22 protein-coding genes and 1 tRNA gene are annotated in these 23,737 nt (G+C 73.4%); 9 read left to right on the plus strand and 14 right to left on the minus strand.

Annotation, left to right across the window (positions count from 1 at the left end; all coding sequences use genetic code 11):
- Nucleotides 1-967, minus strand: a 967-nt coding sequence (locus PKA89_RS09200; protein WP_324418797.1) for a sugar ABC transporter substrate-binding protein, incomplete at its 3' end; no start/stop codon positions are given.
- A gap of 265 nt (nt 968-1,232) precedes the next feature.
- On the opposite strand from PKA89_RS09200, the gene PKA89_RS09205 reads away from it, so the two are divergent.
- On the plus strand, nt 1,233-2,264 hold the full coding sequence (locus PKA89_RS09205; RefSeq protein WP_324418799.1) for an AraC family transcriptional regulator: 1,032 nt from the start codon (nt 1,233-1,235) through the stop codon (nt 2,262-2,264).
- Here PKA89_RS09205 and PKA89_RS09210 read toward each other — a convergent pair.
- Both PKA89_RS09210 and PKA89_RS09215 read right to left on the minus strand, forming a co-directional pair.
- Nucleotides 2,261-3,727: a mannitol dehydrogenase family protein gene (locus PKA89_RS09210; RefSeq protein ID WP_324418800.1), complete on the minus strand. Its 1,467-nt coding sequence runs from the start codon at nt 3,725-3,727 to the stop codon at nt 2,261-2,263. The two genes, PKA89_RS09205 and PKA89_RS09210, sit on opposite strands and share 4 nt — an antisense overlap.
- Before the next feature lie 153 nt (nt 3,728-3,880).
- Nucleotides 3,881-5,335: an LCP family protein gene (locus tag PKA89_RS09215; protein WP_324418802.1), complete on the minus strand. Its 1,455-nt coding sequence runs from the start codon at nt 5,333-5,335 to the stop codon at nt 3,881-3,883.
- A 155-nt stretch (nt 5,336-5,490) separates the two neighbouring features.
- Between PKA89_RS09215 and PKA89_RS09220 the strand changes: the two genes are divergently transcribed.
- On the plus strand, nt 5,491-7,371 hold the full coding sequence (locus PKA89_RS09220; protein ID WP_324418804.1) for a penicillin-binding transpeptidase domain-containing protein: 1,881 nt from the start codon (nt 5,491-5,493) through the stop codon (nt 7,369-7,371).
- Between the two features lie 270 nt (nt 7,372-7,641).
- Here PKA89_RS09220 and PKA89_RS09225 read toward each other — a convergent pair whose 3' ends face one another.
- From PKA89_RS09225 to PKA89_RS09245, 5 genes are all read right to left on the minus strand, one after another.
- Nucleotides 7,642-7,845 (minus strand): cold-shock protein, encoded by a 204-nt coding sequence (locus PKA89_RS09225; RefSeq protein WP_204132061.1) that lies wholly within the window; start codon nt 7,843-7,845, stop codon nt 7,642-7,644.
- Between the two features lie 249 nt (nt 7,846-8,094).
- Nucleotides 8,095-8,493, minus strand: coding sequence for a universal stress protein (locus PKA89_RS09230; RefSeq protein WP_324418806.1), 399 nt, complete (start codon nt 8,491-8,493; stop codon nt 8,095-8,097).
- Between the two features lie 98 nt (nt 8,494-8,591).
- On the minus strand, nt 8,592-9,425 hold the full coding sequence (locus PKA89_RS09235; RefSeq protein ID WP_324418808.1) for an ATP-binding cassette domain-containing protein: 834 nt from the start codon (nt 9,423-9,425) through the stop codon (nt 8,592-8,594).
- Nucleotides 9,422-10,447 (minus strand): ABC transporter permease, encoded by a 1,026-nt coding sequence (locus PKA89_RS09240; RefSeq protein ID WP_324418810.1) that lies wholly within the window; start codon nt 10,445-10,447, stop codon nt 9,422-9,424. Before PKA89_RS09240 ends, PKA89_RS09235 begins: the two co-directional genes overlap by 4 nt.
- A gap of 2 nt (nt 10,448-10,449) precedes the next feature.
- Nucleotides 10,450-11,559, minus strand: a complete 1,110-nt coding sequence (locus tag PKA89_RS09245; protein WP_324418812.1) for a substrate-binding domain-containing protein — start codon at nt 11,557-11,559, stop codon at nt 10,450-10,452.
- Between the two features lie 166 nt (nt 11,560-11,725).
- On the opposite strand from PKA89_RS09245, the gene PKA89_RS09250 reads away from it, so the two are divergent.
- Nucleotides 11,726-12,724, plus strand: a complete 999-nt coding sequence (locus PKA89_RS09250; protein WP_324418814.1) for a LacI family DNA-binding transcriptional regulator — start codon at nt 11,726-11,728, stop codon at nt 12,722-12,724.
- A gap of 9 nt (nt 12,725-12,733) precedes the next feature.
- Here the strand turns inward: PKA89_RS09250 and PKA89_RS09255 are convergent, their stop codons facing one another.
- The 3 genes from PKA89_RS09255 to PKA89_RS09265 form a co-directional block, all read right to left on the minus strand.
- Nucleotides 12,734-13,699, minus strand: a complete 966-nt coding sequence (locus PKA89_RS09255) for a DUF1206 domain-containing protein (protein WP_324418817.1) — start codon at nt 13,697-13,699, stop codon at nt 12,734-12,736.
- The gene (locus PKA89_RS09260; protein WP_324418818.1) at nt 13,696-14,088 is read right to left on the minus strand and encodes a cupin domain-containing protein; all 393 of its coding nucleotides are present in this window, start codon (nt 14,086-14,088) and stop codon (nt 13,696-13,698) included. Before PKA89_RS09260 ends, PKA89_RS09255 begins: the two co-directional genes overlap by 4 nt.
- Before the next feature lie 126 nt (nt 14,089-14,214).
- Nucleotides 14,215-14,301, minus strand: a tRNA-Ser gene (locus tag PKA89_RS09265).
- A 94-nt stretch (nt 14,302-14,395) separates the two neighbouring features.
- Here PKA89_RS09265 and PKA89_RS09270 point away from each other — a divergent pair.
- The 6 genes from PKA89_RS09270 (at nt 14,396) to PKA89_RS09295 (ending at nt 21,170) form a co-directional block, all read left to right on the plus strand.
- Nucleotides 14,396-14,776 (plus strand): hypothetical protein, encoded by a 381-nt coding sequence (locus PKA89_RS09270; protein WP_324418820.1) that lies wholly within the window; start codon nt 14,396-14,398, stop codon nt 14,774-14,776.
- A 97-nt stretch (nt 14,777-14,873) separates the two neighbouring features.
- Nucleotides 14,874-15,260, plus strand: coding sequence for a protoporphyrinogen oxidase (locus PKA89_RS09275; protein ID WP_324418822.1), 387 nt, complete (start codon nt 14,874-14,876; stop codon nt 15,258-15,260).
- Nucleotides 15,261-15,737: 477 nt separating this feature from the next.
- Entirely contained in the window at nt 15,738-17,546 is a 1,809-nt protein-coding gene (locus tag PKA89_RS09280; protein WP_324418824.1) for a S8/S53 family peptidase, read from the plus strand.
- The gene (locus PKA89_RS09285) at nt 17,543-18,145 is read left to right on the plus strand and encodes a sigma-70 family RNA polymerase sigma factor (protein WP_324418825.1); all 603 of its coding nucleotides are present in this window, start codon (nt 17,543-17,545) and stop codon (nt 18,143-18,145) included. Before PKA89_RS09280 ends, PKA89_RS09285 begins: the two co-directional genes overlap by 4 nt.
- The gene (locus tag PKA89_RS09290) at nt 18,142-18,624 is read left to right on the plus strand and encodes a carboxypeptidase regulatory-like domain-containing protein (RefSeq protein ID WP_324418827.1); all 483 of its coding nucleotides are present in this window, start codon (nt 18,142-18,144) and stop codon (nt 18,622-18,624) included. The genes PKA89_RS09285 and PKA89_RS09290 overlap by 4 nt, the downstream gene beginning before the upstream one ends.
- 179 nt (nt 18,625-18,803) lie before the next feature.
- Nucleotides 18,804-21,170 (plus strand): CHAT domain-containing protein, encoded by a 2,367-nt coding sequence (locus PKA89_RS09295; protein ID WP_324418829.1) that lies wholly within the window; start codon nt 18,804-18,806, stop codon nt 21,168-21,170.
- Here PKA89_RS09295 and cysE read toward each other — a convergent pair.
- The 3 genes from cysE to PKA89_RS09310 form a co-directional block, all read right to left on the minus strand.
- Entirely contained in the window at nt 21,163-21,759 is a 597-nt protein-coding gene (cysE, locus tag PKA89_RS09300) for a serine O-acetyltransferase (RefSeq protein ID WP_324418831.1), read from the minus strand. The genes PKA89_RS09295 and cysE overlap by 8 nt on opposite strands.
- Before the next feature lie 2 nt (nt 21,760-21,761).
- Nucleotides 21,762-22,691: a cysteine synthase A gene (gene cysK / locus PKA89_RS09305; RefSeq protein ID WP_324418833.1), complete on the minus strand. Its 930-nt coding sequence runs from the start codon at nt 22,689-22,691 to the stop codon at nt 21,762-21,764.
- A 171-nt stretch (nt 22,692-22,862) separates the two neighbouring features.
- Complete coding sequence (locus PKA89_RS09310) at nt 22,863-23,594, minus strand: hypothetical protein (RefSeq protein ID WP_324418835.1); 732 nt, start codon at nt 23,592-23,594, stop codon at nt 22,863-22,865.
- Nucleotides 23,595-23,737: the final 143 nt, after the last annotated feature.

Consider the following 23,737-nt stretch of genomic DNA (forward strand, 5'->3'; position numbering starts at 1 on the left):
TGGCGAGGTTCCAGCTCCAGAGCCAGCCGGACTGCTGGGTCTTGACCACCGGCATGTGGGCGTAGCCCATCTTGCCCTTGACCGGGCTGTCGTCGGCCTCGAGCATCGACGCGGCGACGGAGGCGTCGGCCCACATCGCGGCCTTGCCCTCCTTGAGCGCGGTGAGGCACTCGTTGAAGCTGTAGGACACCGGGTCCTTCTCACCGGACTGGTCGAGCATCGTCTTGTAGAAGGTGACGGCCTCCTTCCACTCCGGGGTGTCGACCGTGGCGTTCCACTTGTCGTCGTACCAGTTGCCGCCGAAGGTCTGCACGACCGTCGTCAGGGGCGCGAAGAGGTCGCCCCAGCCCGGCTTGCCGCGCATGCAGATGCCGGCCATGTCCGCGGTCTTGACCTTCTTCGCCGCGTCCGCGACCTCCTGCCACGTCGGGTTCATCCCGAGCGTGACGCCGGCCTTGGACAGGACGTCCTTGTTGTACATGAGGATGGAGGACTCGCCGTAGAACGGGACCGCGAAGAGCTTGCCGTCGTAGGTGTTGACGTCCCGCACCGGCGGGAGGATGTCGTTCACGTCGTACGACGAGTCGCTCTGCAGGTCCGGCGTCAGGTCGACGAGCCAGCCGTTCTTGCCCCACTGCGGGGTCTCGTACGCACCGATCGTCACGACGTCGTACTGGCCGGCGCCGCTCGCCACGTCCGCGGTCACGGCGGCGCGCAGGTCGCCCTCCTCCATGACCTGGAAGTTGACGGTCGTGCCCGGGTTGGCCTTCTCGTACTCGGTCTTGAGCTTCTCCATGTCCTTCATCTGGCCGTTGTTCACGGTGGCCAGCTTGAGGGTCACGTTGCCGCCTCCGCCGCCGGCGGAGCCGTTGTCCGTGGAGACGTTCCCCGACGAGCAGGCCGCCAGGGCGAGGGCCGAAGCCAGCGCACCGGCGCCGAAGGTCAGGGCGCGCTTCGTGAAGAGCATGCCTAACTCCTTTGGTAGGTCTCACCCCTCCCGCCCGGGAGGAGCGTGGCCCCCCGGGGTGTGCCCGGGAAGCGTTCCGATACGCCTTGCCGCGGTGGAACACCGGCAATGTAGGGAGACCCGCGAAGCGGCGACAAGCACCATGACCCGCGCTCTTTCGATACTATTTTGCTGCGCTCACCCGTGCGGCTGCTCTCACGGGTGAGCGGCACCGCAGCGCGACCCGGCGTGTGATGCGCCCGACGACGACGTCAACGAGGGAGTGGTGACAATTTCGTATCAGTCCACGGGCACCCCCCGCATCCGCCTCGCCGGCTTCCCCTCGCTCGCGCTCGAGGACGGCGAGCCCGCCGCCCCGCTCGTGCGCGGCCCCTACGCCGACGCACCGCGCCGCGAGGTCATCCCCCCGCACCCGCAGCACGCCATCCGGGCCCTGACCCACGACTTCCCGAGCGAGATCTGCGGCTGGGGCGCCCACCCCGAGTACGAGATCCACCTCATCACCAAGTCGCACGGCAGCTTCATCGCCGGCGACCACGTCGGCACCTTCTCGCCGGGCCAGGTGAGCATCATGGGCCCGAACCTGCCGCACGACTGGGTGAGCGACCTGGAGCCGGGTCAGGTGGCCGTCGACCGCGACGCCGTCATCCAGTTCACCGACGAGTGGATCCGCGGCTGCATGGAGCTCATCCCCGAGCTGCAGGAGGTCGACGAGGTGCTGCGGCTCTCCACCCGCGGGCTCGTGTTCTCCGGCGCCACGGCGTGGCGCGCGGCCGAGACCATCCTCGAGGTCACCCGCAGCCGCGGCGCCGAGCAGATGGCGCACTTCTTCCGGCTCCTCGGCCTCTTCGCCCAGGCCCCGCGCGAGGAGCGGGAGGTGGTCGCGAGCGAGTGGCTCGGGCGGCCCCAGGACAGCAACTCGATCGGCGCCGTCGAGGCCGGGCTGGCCTACATCTTCGAGAACCTCACCGGCGACATCCGGCTCGCCACAGCGGCCCGGATGGCCTACATGTCCGAGCCGACGTTCTCGAAGTACTTCAAGTCGGCCACCGGCATGACCTTCAGCCACATGGTCAAGAAGCTGCGGATCGCCCACGCGCGCAGGCTTCTCGACACGAGCGACCACGCCATCGCGCAGGTCGCGGCGATGAGCGGGTACCACAACATGGCCAACTTCAACCGCCAGTTCCTCGCCGAGGTCGGGACGACACCGACGAGCTACCGCAAGCTCGAGTCGTCGCAGAAGCCGCCGCCCGAGGTGTTCAGCCTCGGGCTCCGGGCGCCGGTCGAGACCTAGGCGAGGGCGGTGTCCACCGCCGCCGCGACGCCCTCGGCGGCGATCTCGGCGCGGGCCCGGAGGAACTCGCCGCGGAACCGCTCGTCGGTGCCGAGGTCCCCGAAGATCGCCTCCACCTCGACGAACGCGGCCGGGTCGTCCGAGGCCGCCGCCGCGCGGAGGGTCGAGGCGTGCACGTCCGGCGGGACCTCGCTGTCCGGCAGGCCTCCTCGCGCGATGAGCGCCCAGTACTCGGCCCACGCGGCGACCATCAGGGCACCGAGCGCGACGGGCCGCCCGGCCTCGAGGTTGGCGCGGACCGCCGGGAGCGTGAAGGTGGCCATCCGGTTGGCGCCGTCGGTCGCGAGGCGCACCAGCGTGTCCTTGATGCCGGGGTTGGCGAACCGCTCGACGAGGGTGGCCATGTACGCGGGCAGGTCGATGCCGGGCAGCTCACCCAGGGTCGGCGCCGCCTCGTCGGCCATGTACCGCTCGAGGTAGGTGCGGATGCGCTCGTCACGCATCGCCTCGTCGACGAGCGTGTAGCCGAGGGGCGCCCCCAGGTAGGCGATGGCCTGGTGGCTCGCGTTGAGCAACCGCAGCTTCATCAGCTCGTAGGGCTTGACGTCGTCGACGAACTGCACGTCCACAGCCTCCAACGGCGGTCGCCCGAGGGGGAACTCGTCCTCGACGATCCACTGCGTGAAGGGCTCGGCGGGTACCGGCCAGCGGTCCTCGATGCCGAAGTCGTGCAGCAGCGTCTCGCGGTCTGCGTCCGTCGTCGCCGGCGTGATCCGGTCGACCATGCAGTTCGGGAACGACACGGCCGCCTCGATCCAGGCGGCGAGCTCGGGGTCGACGAGCCGCGCGAACCCGACGACGGTCTGCCGGCAGACGTCGCCGTTGCCCTGGAGGTTGTCGCAGGACAGGACCGTGAACGGGGGTAGTCCCGCGGCTCGACGGCGGCGCAGGCCCTCGACGATGTACGCGAACGCGGTCCGCGGGTGCTCGAGGTCCCCGACGTCATGGAGCACCGCCTCGTCGCCGGCGTCGAAGGCCCCGGTGGCCGCGTTCTTGAGGTACCCGCCCTCGGTGACCGTGAGGCTGACGACGCGCACCGCGGGGTCGACGAGCCGCGCGTACACCGCATCGGCGTCCTCGGGCCCGAAGAGGTACTCGAGCACGGACCCGACCACCCGTGGCTCGAGCGAGCCGTCCGGGTGGCGCACGACGAGGGTGAAGAGGCAGTCCTGTGCGCGCATGGCGTCGCGCATCGCGGCGTCCTGGGGCAGCACGCCGACCCCGCAGATGCCCCAGTCCAGGCCCTCACCGGTGTCCATCAGGCGGTCGAGGTACATCGCCTGGTGGGACCGGTGGAAGTTGCCGAAGCCGAAGTGCACGATGCCCACCGTCGCCGCGGTGCGGTCGTAGGTCGGGGCGGGCACACCCGCGTCGGGTGCCGTCGACGTCGTCAGTGCGGTCACGGGAGGGGTCCTTTCAGGCGCGGCCGCCGACCGCCCTCACTCGCGGCCTCGCGGGTCCGTCGGCATGAAACCAAGTTCGGGGGCCGTTGGGGAGACCCCGGGACGTGACGCGAACGAAAGCACCAGGAGCCGACGACTTCGTATCGGTCCGGCTCAGGAGCAGATGTCCTGGTCCGCCGTCCGGGCCTGGATGGACTGCGTCGGGGCCGGCGCCGTGATCTTCGGCGCCGGGATCGGCGTGGTGCCGAGCCGGTTGGGGACGGCGACGACGTGCGCCGCGCCCGGGCCGATCGTCACCCGGATGCCCGTGCCGAGTCCCGTCGTCCTCGCGACCTTCGCGCCCGGGAACGCCGCGGCGACGGTGCGGGCCGCCTCCTCCTGGCCGCTGGAGTACTCGACGAGCACACCGTCCCGGCGCTCGGTGGTCGAGGAGGTCGAGACCCGGCCGAAGCCCTGGACCCGCAGCGCCTCGGCCTCCTGGGCGGCGAGGCCGTCGGCGCCCGTCCCGTTGACGACGACGACCGAGGCGACGTCGGCAGGGCTGACCGTGAGCGGGGTCGCCGAGGCGCTCGGGCTCGGCGACGCACTCGGCCGGGTCACCGGCTGGTCGGTGCGGATGGCCTTCCACAGGGTCGGCGCGGCATCGGTCCACTCGACCCGGTTGGGGTCCTTGGGGTAGGTCTGCACGGGGACGGTGACGAAGGCGACGTTCTTGACGCCGATGTCCTTGACCGAGGTGGCGATGTCCTTCATCGTGCCGAGCCCGAGGTCCTCGTCGGTGGTCAGCGACTGCGTCGCGGCGTCGAGGAACCCGTAGAGCTTGTCGGGCCGCAGGAGGAGGGAGGTGCGGGTCGCCTCCTGGACGATCGAGGAGAGGAACGCCTGCTGGCGCTTGATCCGGCCGAGGTCGGAGCCGTCGCCCTCGGTGTAGCGGACCCGCACGTACCCGAGGGCCTGGGTGCCGTTCAGCACGTGCCGACCGGCACTGAGCTTGAGGTGCGCCTTGGGGTCGTTGATGGCGACCGGCGTGCACACCGGCACCCCGCCCAGGGCGTCGACCATCCCCTTGAAGCCGCTGAAGTCGACGACCGCGAAGTGGTTGATGAAGATGCCGGTGTCGGCCTCGATGGTGTTGATGAGGCAGGCCGGGCCGCCGAGGCTGTACGCCGCGTTGAACTGCTGGACCGGCCAGTTCTGCTTCGGCACCTTCGCGTCACAGTTCGGCGGCATCGGGACCATCGAGTCGCGCGGGATCGACACCACGGTGACGTGCTTGCGGTCCCCCGACAGGTGCGCGATGAGCGTCGTGTCCGAGCGCGCCCCGGAGACCGACTTCGCGTCGGTCGTGCCCTGGCCGACCCGGGTGTCCGAGCCGATGAGCAGGAGGTTGAGCGGCTTGGTGTCGACCGGCGTCGGGCGGTCGCTCGAGAGGGCCCCGCTGATGTCGAGCCGGCTGATGTTGCCCTCGAGCCGCCACCAGGCGGCTCCGCCGACGATCGCGGCGACGACGACGAACACGGTGAGGACGACGAGGATGCGCCGCCGCCGGGAGCCGCGGGCCTCGGCCGCGCGCTCGGCGGAGCGGCTCCGCCGGGTGGGCTCGGACACGGGGGCTCCTTCGGTGGTCCGCGGCCCGGGAGTCCCGGGTCGCGCGGACGGACGACCGGCCAAGTGTACGGACGCAGCCTGTGCGTGCGCTGGACGTGTGATGCACGGCGGCCGCGGACGGGTGCCCGCGGCGACCATCGGGTTGGATGGGGCCCATGGGACGTCGGTGGATCTGGGTGGCGACGGTGGTGGCGGTCCTCGCCGCCGCGGCGGGCGGCGGCTGGTGGTGGATGTCTCGCGAGCACTCGCGCGACGTCGCGGCGACGGCCGCGCTGACCCGGTACGCGGCGGCCTGGCACGGGAAGGACCTCGGCGCGGTGCCGTTCGCGAGCGACGGTGCGGCCAAGGACTTCACGGCGGCGGTCGCCGGCCTCGGGTCCGCGGCGGTCACCGCGCGGGCCGGCACCGTGCACCGGGACGGCACGCGCGCGACCGCGTCCCTCGAGGTCACCTGGACCCTGCCGGGCGAGCACGAGTGGCGGTACTCGACCCCCGTGCGGCTCGTCGAGCGCAGTGAGCGCTGGCTCGTCACCGCCCCGGGCGACGGCTCACCGTGGCACCCCGAGCTGCCCGCCGGCGGCCGGATGTCCCTCCAGCGCAGCGCCCCCACCCGAGGCGACCTGCTCGACCGGGCCGGCCGGCCGCTCATGCCGCAGGGCACGGTGTACCAGGTGCAGCTCGACCCCGTCCGCGCCGACGCCGCCGGTGCCGCGGCGCTCGAGCAGGTCACCGGCGTCACCCCCGGGTCGGTCGTCAAGGCCCTCGCCGACCGGAAGAAGAGCGGGTCGCAGGCACCCATCCCGGTCATCACCTACCGCGAGTCCGACTACGCCCCGCTCAGGTCCCGGCTCGACGCCATCACGGGCGTCATCGCCCCGTCGGCCACCCAGCCCCTCGGGCCGACCCGCACCTTCGGCCAGCCGCTGCTCGGGACGGTCGGAGAGGTGACCGCCGAGATCGTCGACCAGGGCAAGGGCCGCTACGCCACCGGCGACCGGGCGGGCCTGAGCGGGCTGCAGCGGCAGTACGACGCGACGCTCGCCGGCACTCCGGGGATCGCCGTCGTCACCGACGCGAAGAAGACCCTGTTCTCGACGGAGGCGGTCGCGGGCACCGACGTCGAGACGACGCTCGACCCCACGACCCAGAAGGCGGCCGAGCAGGCGCTCGCCGACGCGCGCCTGTCCGTGCCGGCCGCCGTCGTCGCGGTCGACGTGCCGACCGGCGAGGTGCTGGCGGCGGCGAACTCGCCGAGCAGTGGCTTCGACCGCGCCATCACCGGCAAGTACCCGCCGGGCTCGACGTTCAAGGTCGCCTCGACGTACGCGTACCTCACCCGTGGCGTCACGACGCCGTCGAGCACCGTGGCGTGCCCGACGACCGTCACCGTCGACGGCCGCTCGTTCCACAACTACGCGGGCGAGTCCATCCCCGGGTCGGTGCCGTTCAGCCAGGACTTCGCCCACTCGTGCAACACCGCGTTCATCTCCCTCTCGCAGAAGCTCGCGACGACCGACCTCACGACGGCCGCGAAGGCGCTGGGCATCGGCGCGGGCTGGGCGCGGACCCTCGGGGTGGACGGTGCGTTCGACGGCAGCATCCCCGAGACCCGCAAGGGCACCGACCAGGCGGCGGCGGTCATCGGGCAGGCGCGCGACGAGGTCTCGCCGCTCGCGCTCGCCGTGATGTCGGCGAGCGTCGGCCGCGGCACCTACCTGCCACCGGTCCTCGTCCGGGGCGACGGCGGCAACCCCCGCCCGGCGCCGCTCGACGGGCAGGCCGTCGCCCAACTGCGCTCGATGATGGCCGAGGTGGTCTCGACCGGGACCGCCACCGTGCTGCGCGGGACGCCCGGCGGCACCGTCCGGGGCAAGACGGGCACCGCCGACCACGGCGTCGACGAGAAGCCGTACGCGTGGTTCACCGGGTACCAGGGGAAGGTGGCGTTCGCGGTGCTCGTCGAGGCCGGCGTCAGCGGTGGCGAGACGGCGGCACCGGTGGCCAAGGACTTCCTCACCCTCCTCGCCCGCCCCTGACGCGCCGCCCCTCGCGGGCTACGGCGCAGTAGTGGTCGTGCGCGGGCTACGGCGCAGTACTGGTCGCGCGCGGGCTACGGCGCAGTACTGGTCGTCATCACGACGAGTACTGCGGGGTAGCCCGGCAGTACTGGTCGTCATCACGACGAGTACTGCGGGGTAGCCCGGCATCCGGTCGGGGTCGGGCCCGGATGACGGGGCGGCGGACGCGGACGACCCCCGCCCGGAGCACCGGACGGGGGTCGTCTGCGAGGACTCGGTGGTACCGGGTCAGATGGGGCGGACCTGGTCGGCCTGCGGACCCTTCGGACCCTGGGTGACCTCGAACTCGACCCGCTGGGCCTCGTCCAGGCTGCGGTAGCCCTGGACGTCGATGGCGGAGTAGTGGACGAACACGTCCGGGCCGCCGCCGTCCTGGGCGATGAAACCAAAGCCCTTCTCGGCGTTGAACCACTTCACGGTGCCCTGTGCCATGTGGGGGGTACTTCCTTTTCCTGTGTGTCACTCGGCCGGCACACCTCGTGCCGGTCGTGGATGCGACTCCAGCCCCCTGTGGCGCGAGGGTAGTTCGACCTTCGAGGTACTGCTGTTGCTGCAACCGCCTGCGAACCTAGCAGAGACCCGGGGTGAGCGCCGCGTGCCGTGCACACCCTGTCCACGGAGCGACACCGGCCGGTGAGTCGGGGGTGGCCGCCGCGTGGCCGGCGGGTGGCGGCGGCCGGCTCAGACGCCGGCGAACCGCACGACGAGGACGTCGCAGCCGGCCTCGAGGAGGAGCCGGACGACGGTCGAGTCCGAGTGCCCGGCGCGCGGGTGGCGGTGGTCCCGTGGACCGAGGACGAGGAGCCGGGCACCGGAGTCCTCGACGGCGACGAGGAGCTCGTCGGCCGGCGACAGTCCGCGACGCGGTTGCCGGATCTCGTGCGGCACACCTGCGTCCGCGAGCGGCCGGCACATCGCCTCGAGGTCGCGCCGCTCGGCCAGACCCGACCCGAACGGGTCCGCGTCGGCGCCGGCGTTGACGACGACGAGCGGTTCGTTCCGCCTGAGGGCCTCCGCGACCGCGGCCTCGAGGGCGGCGAGACCCTCCCGGCGGGGGACGTACCCGACGACGATGGACATGGATGCACTCCGTTGTGCCGCAGGGGATCGGCACGGGAGGCCGATCGGAGGGGAGCGGGTGCCGCACCCGGCGAGAGCCGGGTGCGGCACCTCGGGGATCAGCTCCCCGACAGGGTCTTGGCGCCGGTCATGATGGCGACGCCCTCGCCCATGTCGTGCGACTGCGGGGTGATGACACCCGCGCAGCCCCCGAGCCGCTGGATGTGGATGCGGTCGGCGACCTCCCACACGTGCGGCATGTTGTGGCTGATGAGGATGACCGCGAGACCGTTGTCCCGCAGCTGCTTCACCATCTCGAGGACCATGCCCGACTCCTTGACGCCGAGCGCCGCGGTCGGCTCGTCGAGGACGACGACCTTGGACCCGAACGCCGCGGCCCGCGCGACGGCCACCGCCTGGCGCTGCCCACCGGACAGCGTCTCGACGGCCTGGCTCATGTTCTGGATGGTCTGGATGCCGAGGTCCTGCACCGACTGCCCGGCCCGCTTCTCCATGCCGCCCTTGTCGAGCATCCGGAACACCGAGCCGAGGATCCCGCCGCGGCGTTCCTCCCGGCCCAGGTAGAGGTTGCTCGCGATGTCGAGCGCGGGGATGACGGCGAGCTGCTGGTACACCGTCTCGATCCCCGCCTCGCGGGCGTCCTGGGGCCGGCGGAAGTGGACCCGTTCACCCTCCAGGTGGATCGCGCCCGAGTCGGGGAGGTAGGCCCCGGTGAGGCACTTGATGAGGGTGGACTTGCCGGCGCCGTTGTCGCCGATCACCGCCAGCACCTCGCCCCGGTACAGGTCGAGGCTCACGCCGTCGAGCCCGATGACGCGCCCGAAGGTGATGACGAGGTCGCGCGCGGTGAGCACCGGGTCGGTGTCGTAGATGTGGCGCCGCCCCTCGGGGATGGCGTCGTGGGTCAGCGGGAGCCGCTCCATGGTGCTCATGCCTTCACCTTCCGGATCCACTGGTCGATGGCGACCGCGACGATGACGAGGACACCCGTCGCCAGGACGCGCCACTGCTGGTCGACCCCGAGCTGGGAGAGCCCGAAGGCGAAGGTCTGGACGATCAGCGCGCCGATGAGGGTGCCGATGAGCCGACCGCGGCCACCGAAGAGGCTGGTGCCCCCGATGACGACCGCGGTGATCGAGGCCAGGTTGGCGTCCGGGATGGCGTTGGGCGTCGCCGCGCCCGCCCGGCCGATGAGGATCCACGCGGCGATGCCGTAGATGAGGCCGGCCACCGTGTAGACGCCGAGGAGGATGCGCCGGCTCGGCACGCCGGAGAGGCGGGCGGACTCGGCGTCGTCACCGACGGCGTAGACGTAGCGCCCCCACGCCGTCTGGGACAGGACGAAGGCCATCACCGCGTAGATGAGGACGACGACGACGATGCCCCAGGTCAGCCGGAAGGAGCCGATGCCGAAGCCCTCGCCGAGGACGTTGAGCAACCGCGGCAGGTGCTCGGCCTGGATGCTCTCACCGCCCGAGTAGAGCAGGGCGATGGCCGTGAAGATGCTCAGGGTGCCGAGGGTGACGATGAACGGCGGCAGGTTGATCCGGGTCACCAGGAGGCCGTTGAGCAGGCCGGCGACCGTCGCGAGGGCGACACCGATGACCAGGGCGAGAAGCCCCGGCATCCCTCCGTCGCGCGCGAGCGAGGCCATCACCATCATCGACAGGACCATCACCGCACCGACCGACAGGTCGATGCCCGCGGTGAGGATGATGAGCGTCTGGCCCACCGCGAGTGCCGCGACGACTGCCGTCTGCTGCAGCAGGATCCCCATCGAGCTCGCCGTGAGGAACGTCGGCGTGGCGATGAAGAAGGCGAGGAACGCCACGAGCAGCAGGAACAACGGGCTCAACCACGGACGGCGGTGGAGCTGGTGCTGCAGCTGCTGCAGGGGCGTCTGCCGCCGCCGAGCGAACTCGGCGGCGGCGGACGTGCTGCTGGTGGAGCTCATGCTCAGTTGCCCCAGCAGAGGTCGGCGCCCTTGGCGGAGTCGATGCTCTCGACACCGTCGACCGGCTTGTCGGTGACGAGCGCGACCCCGGTGTCGAAGAAGTCGAGGCCCTCGGTGGTCTTCGGCTTCTCGCCGCCGCGGGCGATCTTGGCGATCGCCTCCATGCCGAGGGTCGCCATCTTCAGCGGGTACTGCTGCGCCGTGGCGCCGATGACACCGGACTTGACCGACGAGACGCCGGCGCAGCCACCGTCGACCGAGACGATCGTCGCGGTCTTGCCGGCCGCCTTGAGGGCGGCGTTGGCGCCGACGGCGGTCGGCTCGTTGATCGTGTAGACGAGGTTGATGTCCGGGTTCTTCGCGAGGCACTTCTCCATCGCGCTGCGGCCACCGTCCTCGGCGCCGTTGCCGGCCTCGTTGCAGACGATCGTGTACTGGCCGCCCTTGCCCCCCGAGTACGTGCCGGTCTTGGCCTCGTCGCCGTTCTTCTTCGGGTCGGCGACGTCGATGCCCATCCCCTCGAGGAAGCCCTGGTCGCGGTTGTAGTCGACCGAGACGATCTTGTCGTCGAACAGGTCGAGCAGCGCGATGACGGCGGGCTTGCCGTCGAGGGTCGCCGCGGCCCACTGCCCGTCGAGCTTGCCCGCCGAGCGGTTGTCGGTGGCGAAGGTGATGTCGACGGTGTCGGCGGGGTCCGGCGGGGTGTCGAGGGCGATGACGTAGAGGCCCGCGTCGCGCGCCTTCTTGATCGCGGCGTTGACCCCGGTGGACATCGGGGTGATGAGGATGCCCTTGTCGCCACGGGCGACCGCGTCCTCGATGGCCGTGATCTGGCCCTGGTCGTCGCCCTCCTGCTTGCCGGAGGCGACGGTGAGCTTGACGTTGTTCTTCGTGGCGTCGGCCTTGGCGCCCTTCTGCATGGCGACGAAGAACGGGTTCGTGGAGTCCTTGGTGATGAGGGTGACGCCGACCGCGGCGTCGCCGCCGCCGGACCCTGAGTCGGAGGTGCTGCCGCGGTTGCAGGCGGTGGCGGTGAGGGCGAGGCCGACGATCGCGGCCGAGGCGACGGCCCGGCGGGCGGTGCGCGTCGTGGGAACCTGACGGAGCTGCATGATCCGGACTCTCCTTCGAGTACTGGGCTGGATCGACAATGCTGCCCTGTGACAACGTTGTCAGGCCGTAGTTCTACCGTTTACTTGCGCGTAGGTCAAGGCAACCGGTACAAATCGAGACATGGCCGTGACATCGTTGTCGAATGACGGACGGTCGCGTGCCACGATGCGCGACGTCGCCGCGCTGGCCGGGGTGAGCCTCAAGACGGTCTCCCGCGTGGTCAACGAGGAGCCCGGCGTCTCGCCGGACGTGCGCGAGCGCGTCGGGGCGGCGGTGCGCCGGCTCGACTACCGGCCCAACCTCGCGGCGAGCAACCTGCGGCGCACCGGCGCCCGCTCCGGGCTCATCGGCGCTCTCGTCCAGGACGTCTCGAACTCGTTCTCCGCCAGCCTGCTCCGCGCCCTCGAGGACGCCGCCCGGGCGCACCGCACCGGGGTCCTCGCCGCGAGCCTCGACGAGGGCGTCGACCGCGAGCAGGAGCTCGTCCACGACCTCGTGACCCGTCGGGTCGACGGCGTGGTCATCATGCCGGCCAGCGACCGGCAGGACTACCTCGTCGCCGAGCTGCGCACGGGCACGCCGGCCGTGTTCGTCGACCGGCCCCCGCGGGGCGTCGACGTCGACTCGGTCGTCGCCGACAACGCGCTGGGTGCCCGGCTGGCCGCGGAGCACCTCCTCGACCGCGGGCACCGACGGATCGCGGCGCTGTTCCACCTGCCGCAGATCACGACCGCCAGCGACCGCCGTGCCGGCTTCACCGCGGCGCACACCGACCGTGGCCTGCGCCCCGACGAGCGGCTCGTCGTCGAGGGCATCACCTCGACCGACGAGGCGAGCGAGGTCGTCCACCGGCTCCTCGACCTCGCCGAGCCCCCGACCGCGATCTTCGCCGGCCGCAACATCCTCGCGTCGGGGGCCGTGCGGGCGCTCCAGGAGCGCGGGCTGCACCGGTCGGTGGCGCTCGTCGGGTTCGACGACTTCCCGCTCGCCGACCTGCTCGACCCACCGCTCACCGTCATCCGGCAGGACGTCTCGAAGATGGGCCGACTCGTCGCCGAGCGCCTCTTCGCGCGGATCGGCGGGGACACCTCGGCGCCGCAGCACGTCGTCGTCGAGCCGACCCTCGTCGCGCGCGGCTCCGGGGAGATCCCGCCCGGAGCGTGACCTGCGGGGTCACGGGCGCAGGTGCCGGGCCCGGGTCATGAGGTAGATCCCGAAGGCGACGAGGCCGAGCGAGACGACGGCGAGCGCGTACCGGCCGGCCGGGGCGGCCTGGAGGTAGTGCAGCGCGCCGTCGATGCCGGTCGAGGCCCGCACGTCGTGGGTGCGGGCGGCCACGACGAAGAGCAGGCCGACGATGCCGAACGCCACGCCCCGGGCGACGAAGCCGACGATGCCGACGACGACGAGGGCCCGCCCCGGGCGGCGGGCGAGGTCGACGAGGAAGTCGCGCGAGAGCCCGGACCAGATGCTGAAGGCGCCCACCCCGGCCACGGCGATCCCGGCGCCCACGACGAGGAGGACCCCGCCGGGCAGGGTCAGCAGGGTCCGCGTGATGCCGACGGTCGAGTCGCGGCTGCTCTGACCGGCCCCGATGGCGAACGCGGCGGCCGCCCACGCGACCGTGGCGTAGGCGATGCCGTCGGCGGCGTGCTCGAGGCGCTTGAGCCGGGTGTGGCAGTGCCGGCCGGTGACGGCCCGGGCGAGGTTCCACACGGTGACCACGGCGAACCCGACGAAGCCGACCCAGAGGACCGCGCGTCCCCCGAGCGTCGTCGCGATGGCGGTGAGCGCGCCCGACTCGTCGGCAGTGCTGCGGCTGCGCCCGAGCCAGACGATCTGCAGGCCGGCCCACCCCATCGCGGCGTGGAGGACGCCGTCGAGGAAGAAGCCGAAGCGCGCTCCGGCGCTGACGGCGACGTGCGTCTCGGCGACCTCGGCCGCCTGCGCGGTCACCTCGACGACCTGCTGCGCCGTCTCGGAGACCACCTCGGCGGTCTCGTGCGCGGCCTCCAGCGCGCCCTGCGCGGCGTCGACGACCGGGGCGGCGAGGTCTGCTGCCGCCTCGCGGACCTGCTCGAGCGCACCGGTGTCGGGCGTCGGGGTCGTGCCGTCGGGCGCAGGGGGCGGCGCGCTCACCCTCGTCCTCGGTGCGGTGGCGGTGCCTGGCCCACGTTGACCGTCGGGATGCCGACGCCGCTGCGTGCGATGACGGCGAGGGACGGCTCGCGACCGGGGTTCGACTCGCGGTGCACGGTGAAGGCCGGGACGTGGACGTAGCTGCCGGCGACGGCGTCGACCCAGCCCTCGACGCCCTCGCACTCGAGACGCAGCACGCCCCGCACGACGTAGAGGACGCTGACGTTGGAGTCGTGGTGGTGCCAGCCCGAGACCCCGCCCGGGTCGGTGACGACCTGGCCGGCCCACAGCCCTGGCACCTCGAACGCGCGCCGGCGCAGCATCCCGGGGGTCGGGTCCGCCTCGGCGAGCTTGGCGTCGGTGACGACGCGCACCGGCTCGTGGTCCATCCGCCCACGGTAGCCACCTCCGCGCCCCTCTCCTGCCCCGACTTCTTGCGAATGACCCACCTCGGGCCCGGGAGATCGGGGGCCTCGAGGTGGGTGATTCGCAAGAAGTCGGGATGAGGGAGGCCGCGGAGGGCGTGGGATTCGAACCCACGAGACGGTTGCCCGCCTAGCGGTTTTCAAGACCGCCGCACTAGGCCACTATGCGAGCCCTCCATCGGCCGGGCGCGAGGACGCCCGGACCGCCCGCCCAGCGTAGGGCCCGTCACACGTCGCGTCCGAGGCGGCGGCGCGGTGCGACGATCGAGGGGTGAGCACGTTCGCCATGCGCGACCCCCACCCGGTGATGGGCGCGGTCCTCGCGCTGGCCGCCTCGCGACGCGCCACCGTCGAGCTCACCGACGAGACCCTCGAGGTCCGGCTCGGCCTCACCTGGCACGCGCGCATCCCCCGGGCGAGCATCCGCGCGGCCGGCCACGACCCGCTGCGCACCATCAGCATCGGCGCCCACGGCTGGCGCGGCGACTGGCTCGTCAACACCAGCCGGCACGGGCTCGTCGTCCTCGACCTCGAGCCACCCGCCCCCGGACGCTGCCTCGGGTGGCCGCTGCGGGTGCACCGGCTGCACCTCAGCCTCGCCGACCCGGACGCCTTCCTCGCCGCCCTCACCGTGCCCCGACCGGCCGCCTGACCCGTTCCGCGGGGGGCCGGTCGGCATCCCGACCGTCCGCCCCGGTGTCGGCCCCACCCGTGGTGGGTAAGGTCGGAGGCCGACGAAAGGAGCCCCCATGGGCAAGCTGTCCTTCCTCGCCGGGCTCGCCGCCGGCTACGTCCTCGGGGCCAAGGCGGGGACCCAGCGGTACGAGCAGATCCGCCGCACCTCGAGCAAGGTGTGGAACTCCGACCCCGTGCAGAAGCAGGTCGCGCAGGCCAAGGACGCCGCGCGCACCAAGGCCGCGCCCGTCGTCGCCGACCTCGTCGCCGACGCCGCACGCGCCACCGGCGAGAAGCTGCGCCAGGGCCGCACCATCGCGTCCGAGGCCATCCACCACGACGGCCACGGGTCCTCCGGGTCGGGCGGCGCCACCACGAACGGCTCCGGCACCGCGAGCGGCTCGGCCGAGCACGCGGACGCCTGGGCAGCGGCGACGAGGCCCCCCGGCCCCACCGACTGACCGCCCCGCCGCGGCCCGGACCGTGCGGTGGGCCGCCGGCACCCGTGGTCGCCGGCCACGCCGGGGAGGCGCCCTCTGGTTGCGCCCTCGGCGCTCCCCTGCGAGCACCTGACCCGACGTGACCGGCTCCCCGCCAACGGGACCGGCGTGGCCGCCGCGGCGCAGGTCCGGACGCCGCGACGGCTGACACCCTGATGGGCCCCGCACCGGACCGGGCGCCCGGAGCGACCGGCCCGGAGTCGTGGTGACCTCCCGGGTCTCGACGGTGAGGAGCAGCCCGCCCGCGTCCTGATACATCCCTCGGCGAGCCGGTCCCCGGGCCGGGCATCGGGCCGGGCATCGGGCCGACCGCGCTCCCGACCGACGGCGGTGTATCAGGCGACCCACGATTTCCTCCTGACGGGTGACGCCGACGTCACTACGCTGTGCGGGGAGCACCCTTCCTCGCTCGGTGCGAGCCACCGCCAGGAGACACCCATGGAAGGTCCGACCGCCCCCTCGACCCACGGTCCCGGGACATCCCGACCGCGCCCGGCCAAGGACGTGGGCCGCACGCCGCCGGTGCCCGCCGTCGTACCGCCCGCGCCCGCGCTCCCCGAGGCGGTGCTGCGTGCGTTCGGTGCCCGGGTCCTCGACCCCGCGACCGCGGTCACCGCCCCCGGCGTCCCCACCCCGATGCCGACCGCCTACATCGCGAACACCCTCCTGGTCCGCGGGCTCCCCGACCCCGGCTTCCGCGGCCACGAGGGCGTGGGCGAGGTCGTCGCGGTCGCCGAGAACCTCGGCCTCGTCGCCGAGGTCTCCGAGGGGGACCGGTGCCTCGGGCGCCTCGCCTCCGACGCCGAGCGCGAGTACCTCGACGACGTCTGGCAGACCCAGGTCGTCCTGCGCCGGCCCACACCGAAGGAGCTGGCGACCCGCGCCGAACGCCTCCGCGAGAACGACGAGCAGCCTCCGCCGCCCACCGCCGCCGCACCACCGGACGCGTGGGCGGTGCTCCAGGAGATCACGCTCCGCCGGGAGGGGAAGTCGCCGGAGGGCATCGCCCTCGAGCACCTGATGCTCTGCGCCGACTTCGAGGCGGCCGCGCCGCAGGGGAAGGGGGCCTGGCAGTCCGTCGGCGAGTGGGGGTCGGTCGGCCACTGGGGCTCGGTCGGCGAGTGGGGCTCCGTCGGGCACTGGGGCTCGGTCGGCGAGTGGGGGTCGGTCGGCGAGTGGGGCTCCGTGGGCGAGGGGGGCTCGGTCGGCCACTGGGGCTCGGTCGGCGCGGCCTCGCAGTACGGGGTGCCCGGGCTCGGCGGTCGCACGCCCGTCGTCTGCCTCATGACCGACCCGTACCGGCCCACGCCCGCGGGGAGCCGGCCGCCGGTCGTCGCCGTGCTCGACACCCCCGTCGGCCCGCACGACTGGTTCCATCCCGGGCGCGGCACCACGGTCCTCGGGCTGCCGGGTCGGCCGATGGTCGCCCCGGGCGAGGGCCTCACGGTCGAGCTCGACGGCCTCCTCGCCAACGAGGCCGGGCACGGCACCTTCGTCGCCGGCATCATCCGCCAGGTCTGCCCCGAGGCCGAGATCCTCGTCCTGCCGGTCGTCCCGTTCGCCGGAGCGGCCGCCGAGAAGGACGTCCACGACGCCCTCGCGCTGCTGCTCGCGCGCCAGCGCTGGGCCATCGCCGAGAAGAAGCACGAGGCCCTCGTCGACGTCGTCAACCTCTCGCTCGGGTACTACCACGAGTCCCCGCTCGACGCGGTCGTCCAGGACGTGCCCCTCAAGGCCCTCCTCGACCGGCTCGCGGCGGCCGGGGTCGCCGTGGTCGCGGCAGCGGGCAACGACGGCACGACCGCGAAGTTCTACCCGGCGGGCTTCGCCGTCGAGCGCGAGAGTGTCCTGCCCGAGACGGCGTCGCAGGTTCCCCTCGTGAGCGTCGGCGCCTACAACCCGGGGGACGCCACGATCGCGCTCTTCTCGAACAGCGGGTCCTGGGTCACCACGCACCGGGTGGGCGCGGCCGTGGTCAGCACCGTGCCGACGACGATGCGGGGGTCCATCCAGGCCGGGGTGCGAGCGCGTCGCGACGACCCCACCGACCGCGCCCTCATCGACCCGGACGACTTCACGACCGGGTTCGCCTCCTGGAGCGGCACCTCCTTCGCGGCACCGGTGGTCGCCGGCCAGATCGCGTGCGCGGTGCGCGACGCGGCCTCGCTCTGCGACACCGAGATGGGCGCGTGCGTGACCCGCGGCCTCGAGGCCGTCCGCACCGCCCTGACGCAGGTCGGGCCATGACGACGACCGAGCCGGGACGCGGCGACGTGGCCGGGCGCGAGGGACTCGCGGTGCGTGCCGGTGCCGCCTTCGAGGCCTACCGCGACGGCGACCGGCAACGGATGGACGCCCTCGTCGACCTCCTCACCCCGGTGCTGTGGCACACGGCGCGCGGCCAGGGGCTCGACGCCGCGAGCGCGTCCGACGTCGTGCAGACCGCGTGGCTGCGCCTCGTCGAGAACGCCGACCGGATCAGCGACCCGCGAGCCGTCCTCGGCTGGCTCGTCACCACCGTGCGCCGCGAGTCCTGGCGCGTCGTCAAGGCGCACGGCCGGGAGGTGGGCGAGGTACCGGCCGAGGTCGTCTCGGACACCCCGGACCCCGCGACGACCAGCGTCCTCGCCGAGCGCGACGGCGCCCTGTGGAGGCACTTCGCCACCCTCAGCCCACGCTGCCAGGCGCTGCTGCGGGTCATCGCGTTCTCCGACCGGCCCGACTACGCCGCGGTGTCGCAGGCGCTCGGGATGCCGGTGGGGAGCATCGGGCCCACCCGGGGCCGCTGCCTGGCCAAGCTACGAGAAGCGCTGGGCACCGACCCGGCGTGGGGAGGTGCATCGTGACCGACGACCTGGCCACCGAGAGGCTCGACGACGTCGACGCCACCGTCCTGCAGGCCCTGCGCGACCTGCACGCCCGGCTCGACCCCGTGCCGGCCGGGCTCACCGACGACGTGAAGTTCGCACTCACCGTGCAGGCGCTGCACGCAGAGGTGGCCGAGCTGACCCGGGTCGGTGCCGACGAGGCGCTGGTCCGCAGCGTCGACTACACCCGCGCCGAGACGCTCACCTTCACCGGCGGACCGTTCACCGCGATGGTCAGCGTCGTCGCCACCGGCACCGACGAGGTCCGCATCGACGGCTGGGTCACCGGCGGACCGGTCCGCATCGAGCTGCGCGAGCGCGACCGCACGCGGTCGGTCGACGTCGAGGACGAGGGCCGCTTCGTCCTCGAGGGAGTGCACCGGGGGCTCGTGCAGTTCGTCCTCCACCCGGTCGACGAGGGGACCAAGCCGGTCATCACGCCGTCCATCGAGCTCTGAGGATCGCCACGAGCACGACGAGCACGCCCTCCGAGCTGGTCGCCGCCGGGCTGCGGGCCAACGCGTCCGGCCGACCGGTCGACGCCGAGCGCCTGCTCCGCCGCGCGGTCGACCTGCTCGACGGCGAGCACGGCCCCGACTCGGCCCGGATGCGGGCCCGGGCGATGGTCACCCTCGCGGTGCCCATCTTCGAGCGGGAGGGCCTCGCCGCCGCACTGCGGATGCTCGCCGCGGCGGAGCGGGTGGCGGGCGACGGTCCTGCGGCGCAGTCCCTCCGGGCCCTGGCCGCCATCCAGCGGGCCGGTTTCCACGCCCGCTCGGGCCGCTGGGCCGACGCCGTCGCCGCCCTCGAGGACGTGCGCGACGACGGCGACCTCGTCGGGCACCGCGAGCTCGCCGTCTCGCTCCTCAACCGCGGCCTGGCCCGGCAGTACCTCGGCCAGTTCCGCGAGTCGGCGGCCGACCTCGACGCCGCCTCGCGGGTGGCCTCGGCCGGCGGCGACACCGACGTCCACGCGATGGCCGTGCACGACCTCGGATGCCTCGCGCTGCTGCGCGGGGAGGTGCCCGAGGCGCTGCGGCTCATGGCCGAGGCCGACCGGCTCTACCCGGACAAGTCGGTCGCCACGACGCGGCTCGACCAAGCCCGCGCCCACATCGAGGCCGGGCTGGTCGACGAGGCGACGCTCCTGCTCACCGACGCGCTGGGGATCGCGACGACGCACGAGCTCGGGCGGGTGCGGGGCGAGGTGCTGCTCGAGCTCGCCCGGTGCGCCGTCGTCCGGGGCGACCCCGCCGCGGCCGCGGCCCCCGCCGCCGAGGCGGCCGCCTTCTTCACGGCGCACCAGGTCGAGGCCTGGCGGCTGCACGCCGACGTCCTCCTGGCCCGGGCGCGCCTGGCGGCGGGGGACGTAGGGCGCGAGGTCCTCGAGACGGTCGAGTCACTCGACGCGAGCGGCACCGGCTCCCCGGTCCTCGAGCACCACGTCGCGGTGCTGCGCGCCGAGGCGGCCGTCGCCCGCGGCGACCTCGGGACCGCCCGGCACGAGGTCGCGCGGGCCGGCCGCCGGCACCGGGCGGTGCTCAGCGACGAGCTGCACCTCGACCTCGTGTCGGCCCGCATCGCCGAGGCCTCGGGGGACGCGGCGGCCCGCTCGCGCATCCTGCGCCGGGCGTCGTTGCGGCTGGCCCGCAGCTCTGCAGCCACCTCGAGCCTCGACATCCGCTCCGCGGTGGCGCTGCACGGCCGGCGGCTGGCCGCCGTCGACCTCGACGCCGCCGTCGCCACCGGCCGTCCCAGCGCCGTGTTCGCCGCCACGGAGCGCTGGCGCGCGCTCTCCCTCCGGCTCCCGGGGGCGCCGGCGTCGCGCGACGACGAGCGGCTCGCCGACCTGCTCGCCCGCCTGCGGATGGCGCGGCGGCAGCAGGGCGACGCCGACGCCGCCGGGGCGGAGGCCCTGCGGGAGGAGGCGGCTCGCCTCGAGCGCGAGGTCGGCCGGCGCGAGCGCGAGCTCGACGCCCGCGCGGCCGCCGTGGTCGACGGCCTCCGGCCGGCCTCGCACGCCGAGGTGCGCCGGGCGCTCGCCGCCCGCGACACCGCGGCCCTGGTCCTGTACTCGCACGGCGGGATGCTGCGCGCCGTCACCCTCGACGCGCACGGCACCCGGCTGAGCACCGTCTGCCCGGCGGACGAGGCGGTCGAGCTCTCGCGCCGCACGCGGGCCGACCTGCGGGCCCTCGCCCTGGCGACCGCCGCGCCGCTGGCCGAGGCGGTCCGGCGCTCGCTCGCGGCCAACTTCGCGCGCCTGGGAGCGGCTCTCGCCGACGCCTTGGCCACGGACGCCGGCCGGATCGTCGTCATCCCGTCGATGGCCGTCCCGTCCGTGCCGTGGCGAATGGTTCCCGGGATCGAGGGGCGGCCGCTCACGGTCAGCGGCTCCGCCACGTCGTGGTTGCGGCGCAGCGGACCCGGCTCGGCGGCAACGGTCCTCGCGGTCGGTGGGCCGTCCGTCGACCGCGCCGACGACGAGGTGGCGGCCGTGCTCGAGGCCTGGGGACGCGGGCGCGCCCTCACCGGGGAGCGGGCCACCGCCGAGGCGCTCGTCGACGCGATGGCGACGACCGACGTCGTCCACGTCGCGGCGCACGGCACGCACCACGAGGAGTCACCCCTGTTCTCGTCGGTCCGCCTCCACGACGGCCCGGTGTTCGCCCACGAGCTGCACCGCCGTGGCGTCGCGGCGCAGCACGTCGTCCTCGCGTCGTGCGACGTCGGCAGCGCCCGCCTGCGTCCCGGCGACGAGGCGCTCGGGCTGACCGCCGCGCTGCTCGCCTCCGGGGTCCGGTCCGTCCTCGCCGCGGTCGCACCGGTGCGCGACGACGTCACCCACGAGCTGGTCCGTCGGCACCACACCGGGCTGCGGCAGGGGCTGGACGCCGCCGCCGCGCTCGAGGCGGCCACGGCGGGCCTGCCCGAGGGGAGGCTGTTCGCCGTCTACGGCGCCGACTGGTCGGCGGGGACGACCTCGGCGTCGGGGGTCAGATGAAGAGGGCGGGCTCGGCGAAGAGGGCGTCGTAGGGGTCCTCGCCGGGCAGCTGCGGCATCCGCACCTTCGCCGGGACACCGGTGGCGACCGCACCGGCCGGGACGTCCTTGACGACGACCGAGTTCGCGCCGATCTGCACGTCGTCCCCGATCTCGATGTCGCCGAGGATGCGGGCGCCGGTGCCGACCGTGACGCGGTCCCCGAGGGTCGGGTGCCGCTTGGTGCCGCGGGCGAGCGACCGTCCGCCGAGCGTGACGCCGTGGTAGAGCATCACGTCGTCGCCGACGACCGCGGTGGCGCCGATGACGACACCCATCCCGTGGTCGATGAAGAAGCGCCGCCCGATGCGGGCACCGGGGTGGATCTCCACCCCGGTGACCGCCCGGGTCAGCGTCGACAGCAGGCGGGCGACCGGTCGCCACTGGGCACCCTTGTCCCACAGCCGGTGTGCGAGCCGGTAGGACCAGATCGCGTGCAGCCCGGGCGAGTTGAACGCGACGTCGAGGCGCGTCTCGGCGGCCGGGTCGCGACGCATCGCGGCGTCGAGGTCCTCGCGGACCGTCGCACGTGCCTGCTGGAGGAAGGACATGGTCAGTCGACGAGTCCCTCGAAGAGGATCGTCGAGAGGTACCGCTCGCCGAAGCTGGGGATGATGACGACGATCGTCTTGCCGGCGTTCTCCGGGCGGCTCGCGACCTGGTTGGCCGCGGCGAGGGCGGCGCCGGACGAGAGGCCGACGAGCAGGCCCTCCTGGGTGGCGGCCTTGCGGGCCCACTCGACCGACGTCTGGGCGTTGACGTCGATGACCTCGTCGTAGATCTCGGTGTTGAGGATCTCGGGGACGAAGTTGGCGCCGATGCCCTGGATCTTGTGCGGGCCGGGCTGGCCACCGTTGAGGATCGGGGACTCCTCGGGCTCGACGGCGACGATCTGCACGTTGGGCTTGCGCGACTTGAGGACCTCACCGACGCCGGTGATCGTGCCGCCCGTGCCGATGCCGGCCACGACGATGTCGACCTGGCCGTCGGTGTCCTTCCAGATCTCCTCGGCGGTGGTCCTCCGGTGGATCTCCGGGTTCGCGGCGTTGGCGAACTGGCGGGCCAGGACGGCGCCGTCGCGCTCGGCGACGATCTCGTCGGCCTTGGCGACCGCGCCCTTCATCCCGGTCGAGGGGTCGGTGAGGACGAGCTCGGCGCCGTAGGCGCGCAGCAGGGCGCGACGCTCCTTGCTCATCGACTCGGGCATCGCGAGGACGACCTTGTAGCCGCGGGCCGCGCCGACCATCGCGAGGGCGATGCCGGTGTTGCCGGAGGTCGCCTCGACGATCGTGCCGCCCGGCTTCAGCGCGCCGGATGCCTCGGCTGCGTCGACGATGGCGACGCCGATGCGGTCCTTGACCGAGCTCGCCGGGTTGTAGAACTCGAGCTTGGCGGCGACGGTGGCGTCCCCGTCGATGATCCGGTTGAGCCGGACGAGCGGGGTGTTGCCGACGGCCTGGGTCACGTCGTCGAGGATGGGCATCTGGGTCGCCTCTCTGGTCGGGAGCACCGACGCCCTGCGGGGCGACGGCACGCTGCATCGGACCTGCTCTCCGGGCCAACCCCGGATCGCTTATGCGTATTCCAACAGAGAGTTATCCCGTCCGACAACGGCCGCCCGGTGCGCGGAGGCGGCCCGGCCGGCGACGCCGACTCAGCGGGGCGCGCCCTGGGCCGGCCGGCCGTCGCGGCCGACACGGTCCTGCTGCCACGAGGCGTCGGCGCTGACGAGCACGACGGCGAGGACGGCCGCGAGCCCTCCGGCCACGACGAGCGCGACGCCGCGCGGGACCCGGCCCGGGGGGACCGCGCCACGGAGCCGGCGCACGGTGAGCCGCAGCGCCGGGACGATCCGGCCGAGCAGGTGCAGGCCGGTGGCGACGCACCACACGACGAAGAAGCCCTCGTGCACGGTGACCCAGTCGAGCCGGAAGCCGAGCAGCGAGAGCAGCGACTGGCGGCCGCGGGACTCGCCGAGCACCACGAGGAGCGTGCCCGAGGCCAGCACGCCGAGGGTGGAGAGGACGACGAGCGGCCCGAGGAGGCGCAGCAGCATCGGCGGCGGTCCGGCGACCCGGTAGGGCTCGTGCCCGAGGTAGTAGCGGACGAGCCGCCACCCGGTGCTCGCCGTCTTGAGCAGGGCGGGCGGGACGAGGATGGCGCCGAGGGCGACGTGCCACGAGATGAGACCCCGGACGTCGAAGAGCGTGAGCAGCTCGGCGACGAAGAGGACGAGCAGGACCAGTCCGGTCCACGCGGTGAGGACCGCGTTGCCCGCCGGCCCACCGGTCGCGGGCAGCACGGGGTCGGCGCGGTGGCCCCGGCCGACCGCCTCGTCGACGACGTCCTGGACGAGGTCACTGCGCAGGGCGTCGTCGACTCGCATGGGGCCGAACGCTAGGAACGCGACCTGTGGCCCGGCTGTGCGGCGCACAGGGACGGCCTGTGGCGCACGGGGCGTGCGTTGACGGTTGTCACAGACCGGTGAGCGCTCGCTTACCGGCCGGTACGCTGGCGCGCATGCCTGCT

Source organism: Phycicoccus sp., assembly GCF_035325325.1.
Taxonomy (GTDB): domain Bacteria; phylum Actinomycetota; class Actinomycetes; order Actinomycetales; family Dermatophilaceae; genus Phycicoccus.

What these genes read in the sequence shown, in the direction of transcription:
- PKA89_RS09220 (WP_324418804.1), top strand. Translation starts at nt 5,491, where the DNA reads ATGGGACGTCGGTGGATCTGGGTGGCGACGGTGGTGGCGGTCCTCGCC.
- PKA89_RS09225 (WP_204132061.1), bottom strand. Translation starts at nt 7,845, where the DNA reads ATGGCACAGGGCACCGTGAAGTGGTTCAACGCCGAGAAGGGCTTTGGT.
- PKA89_RS09230 (WP_324418806.1), bottom strand. Translation starts at nt 8,493, where the DNA reads ATGTCCATCGTCGTCGGGTACGTCCCCCGCCGGGAGGGTCTCGCCGCC.
- PKA89_RS09235 (WP_324418808.1), bottom strand. Translation starts at nt 9,425, where the DNA reads ATGAGCACCATGGAGCGGCTCCCGCTGACCCACGACGCCATCCCCGAG.
- PKA89_RS09240 (WP_324418810.1), bottom strand. Translation starts at nt 10,447, where the DNA reads ATGAGCTCCACCAGCAGCACGTCCGCCGCCGCCGAGTTCGCTCGGCGG.
- PKA89_RS09245 (WP_324418812.1), bottom strand. Translation starts at nt 11,559, where the DNA reads ATGCAGCTCCGTCAGGTTCCCACGACGCGCACCGCCCGCCGGGCCGTC.
- PKA89_RS09250 (WP_324418814.1), top strand. Translation starts at nt 11,726, where the DNA reads ATGCGCGACGTCGCCGCGCTGGCCGGGGTGAGCCTCAAGACGGTCTCC.
- PKA89_RS09260 (WP_324418818.1), bottom strand. Translation starts at nt 14,088, where the DNA reads ATGGACCACGAGCCGGTGCGCGTCGTCACCGACGCCAAGCTCGCCGAG.
- PKA89_RS09275 (WP_324418822.1), top strand. Translation starts at nt 14,874, where the DNA reads ATGGGCAAGCTGTCCTTCCTCGCCGGGCTCGCCGCCGGCTACGTCCTC.
- PKA89_RS09280 (WP_324418824.1), top strand. Translation starts at nt 15,738, where the DNA reads ATGGAAGGTCCGACCGCCCCCTCGACCCACGGTCCCGGGACATCCCGA.
- PKA89_RS09285 (WP_324418825.1), top strand. Translation starts at nt 17,543, where the DNA reads ATGACGACGACCGAGCCGGGACGCGGCGACGTGGCCGGGCGCGAGGGA.
- cysE (WP_324418831.1), bottom strand. Translation starts at nt 21,759, where the DNA reads ATGTCCTTCCTCCAGCAGGCACGTGCGACGGTCCGCGAGGACCTCGAC.
- cysK (WP_324418833.1), bottom strand. Translation starts at nt 22,691, where the DNA reads ATGCCCATCCTCGACGACGTGACCCAGGCCGTCGGCAACACCCCGCTC.
- PKA89_RS09310 (WP_324418835.1), bottom strand. Translation starts at nt 23,594, where the DNA reads ATGCGAGTCGACGACGCCCTGCGCAGTGACCTCGTCCAGGACGTCGTC.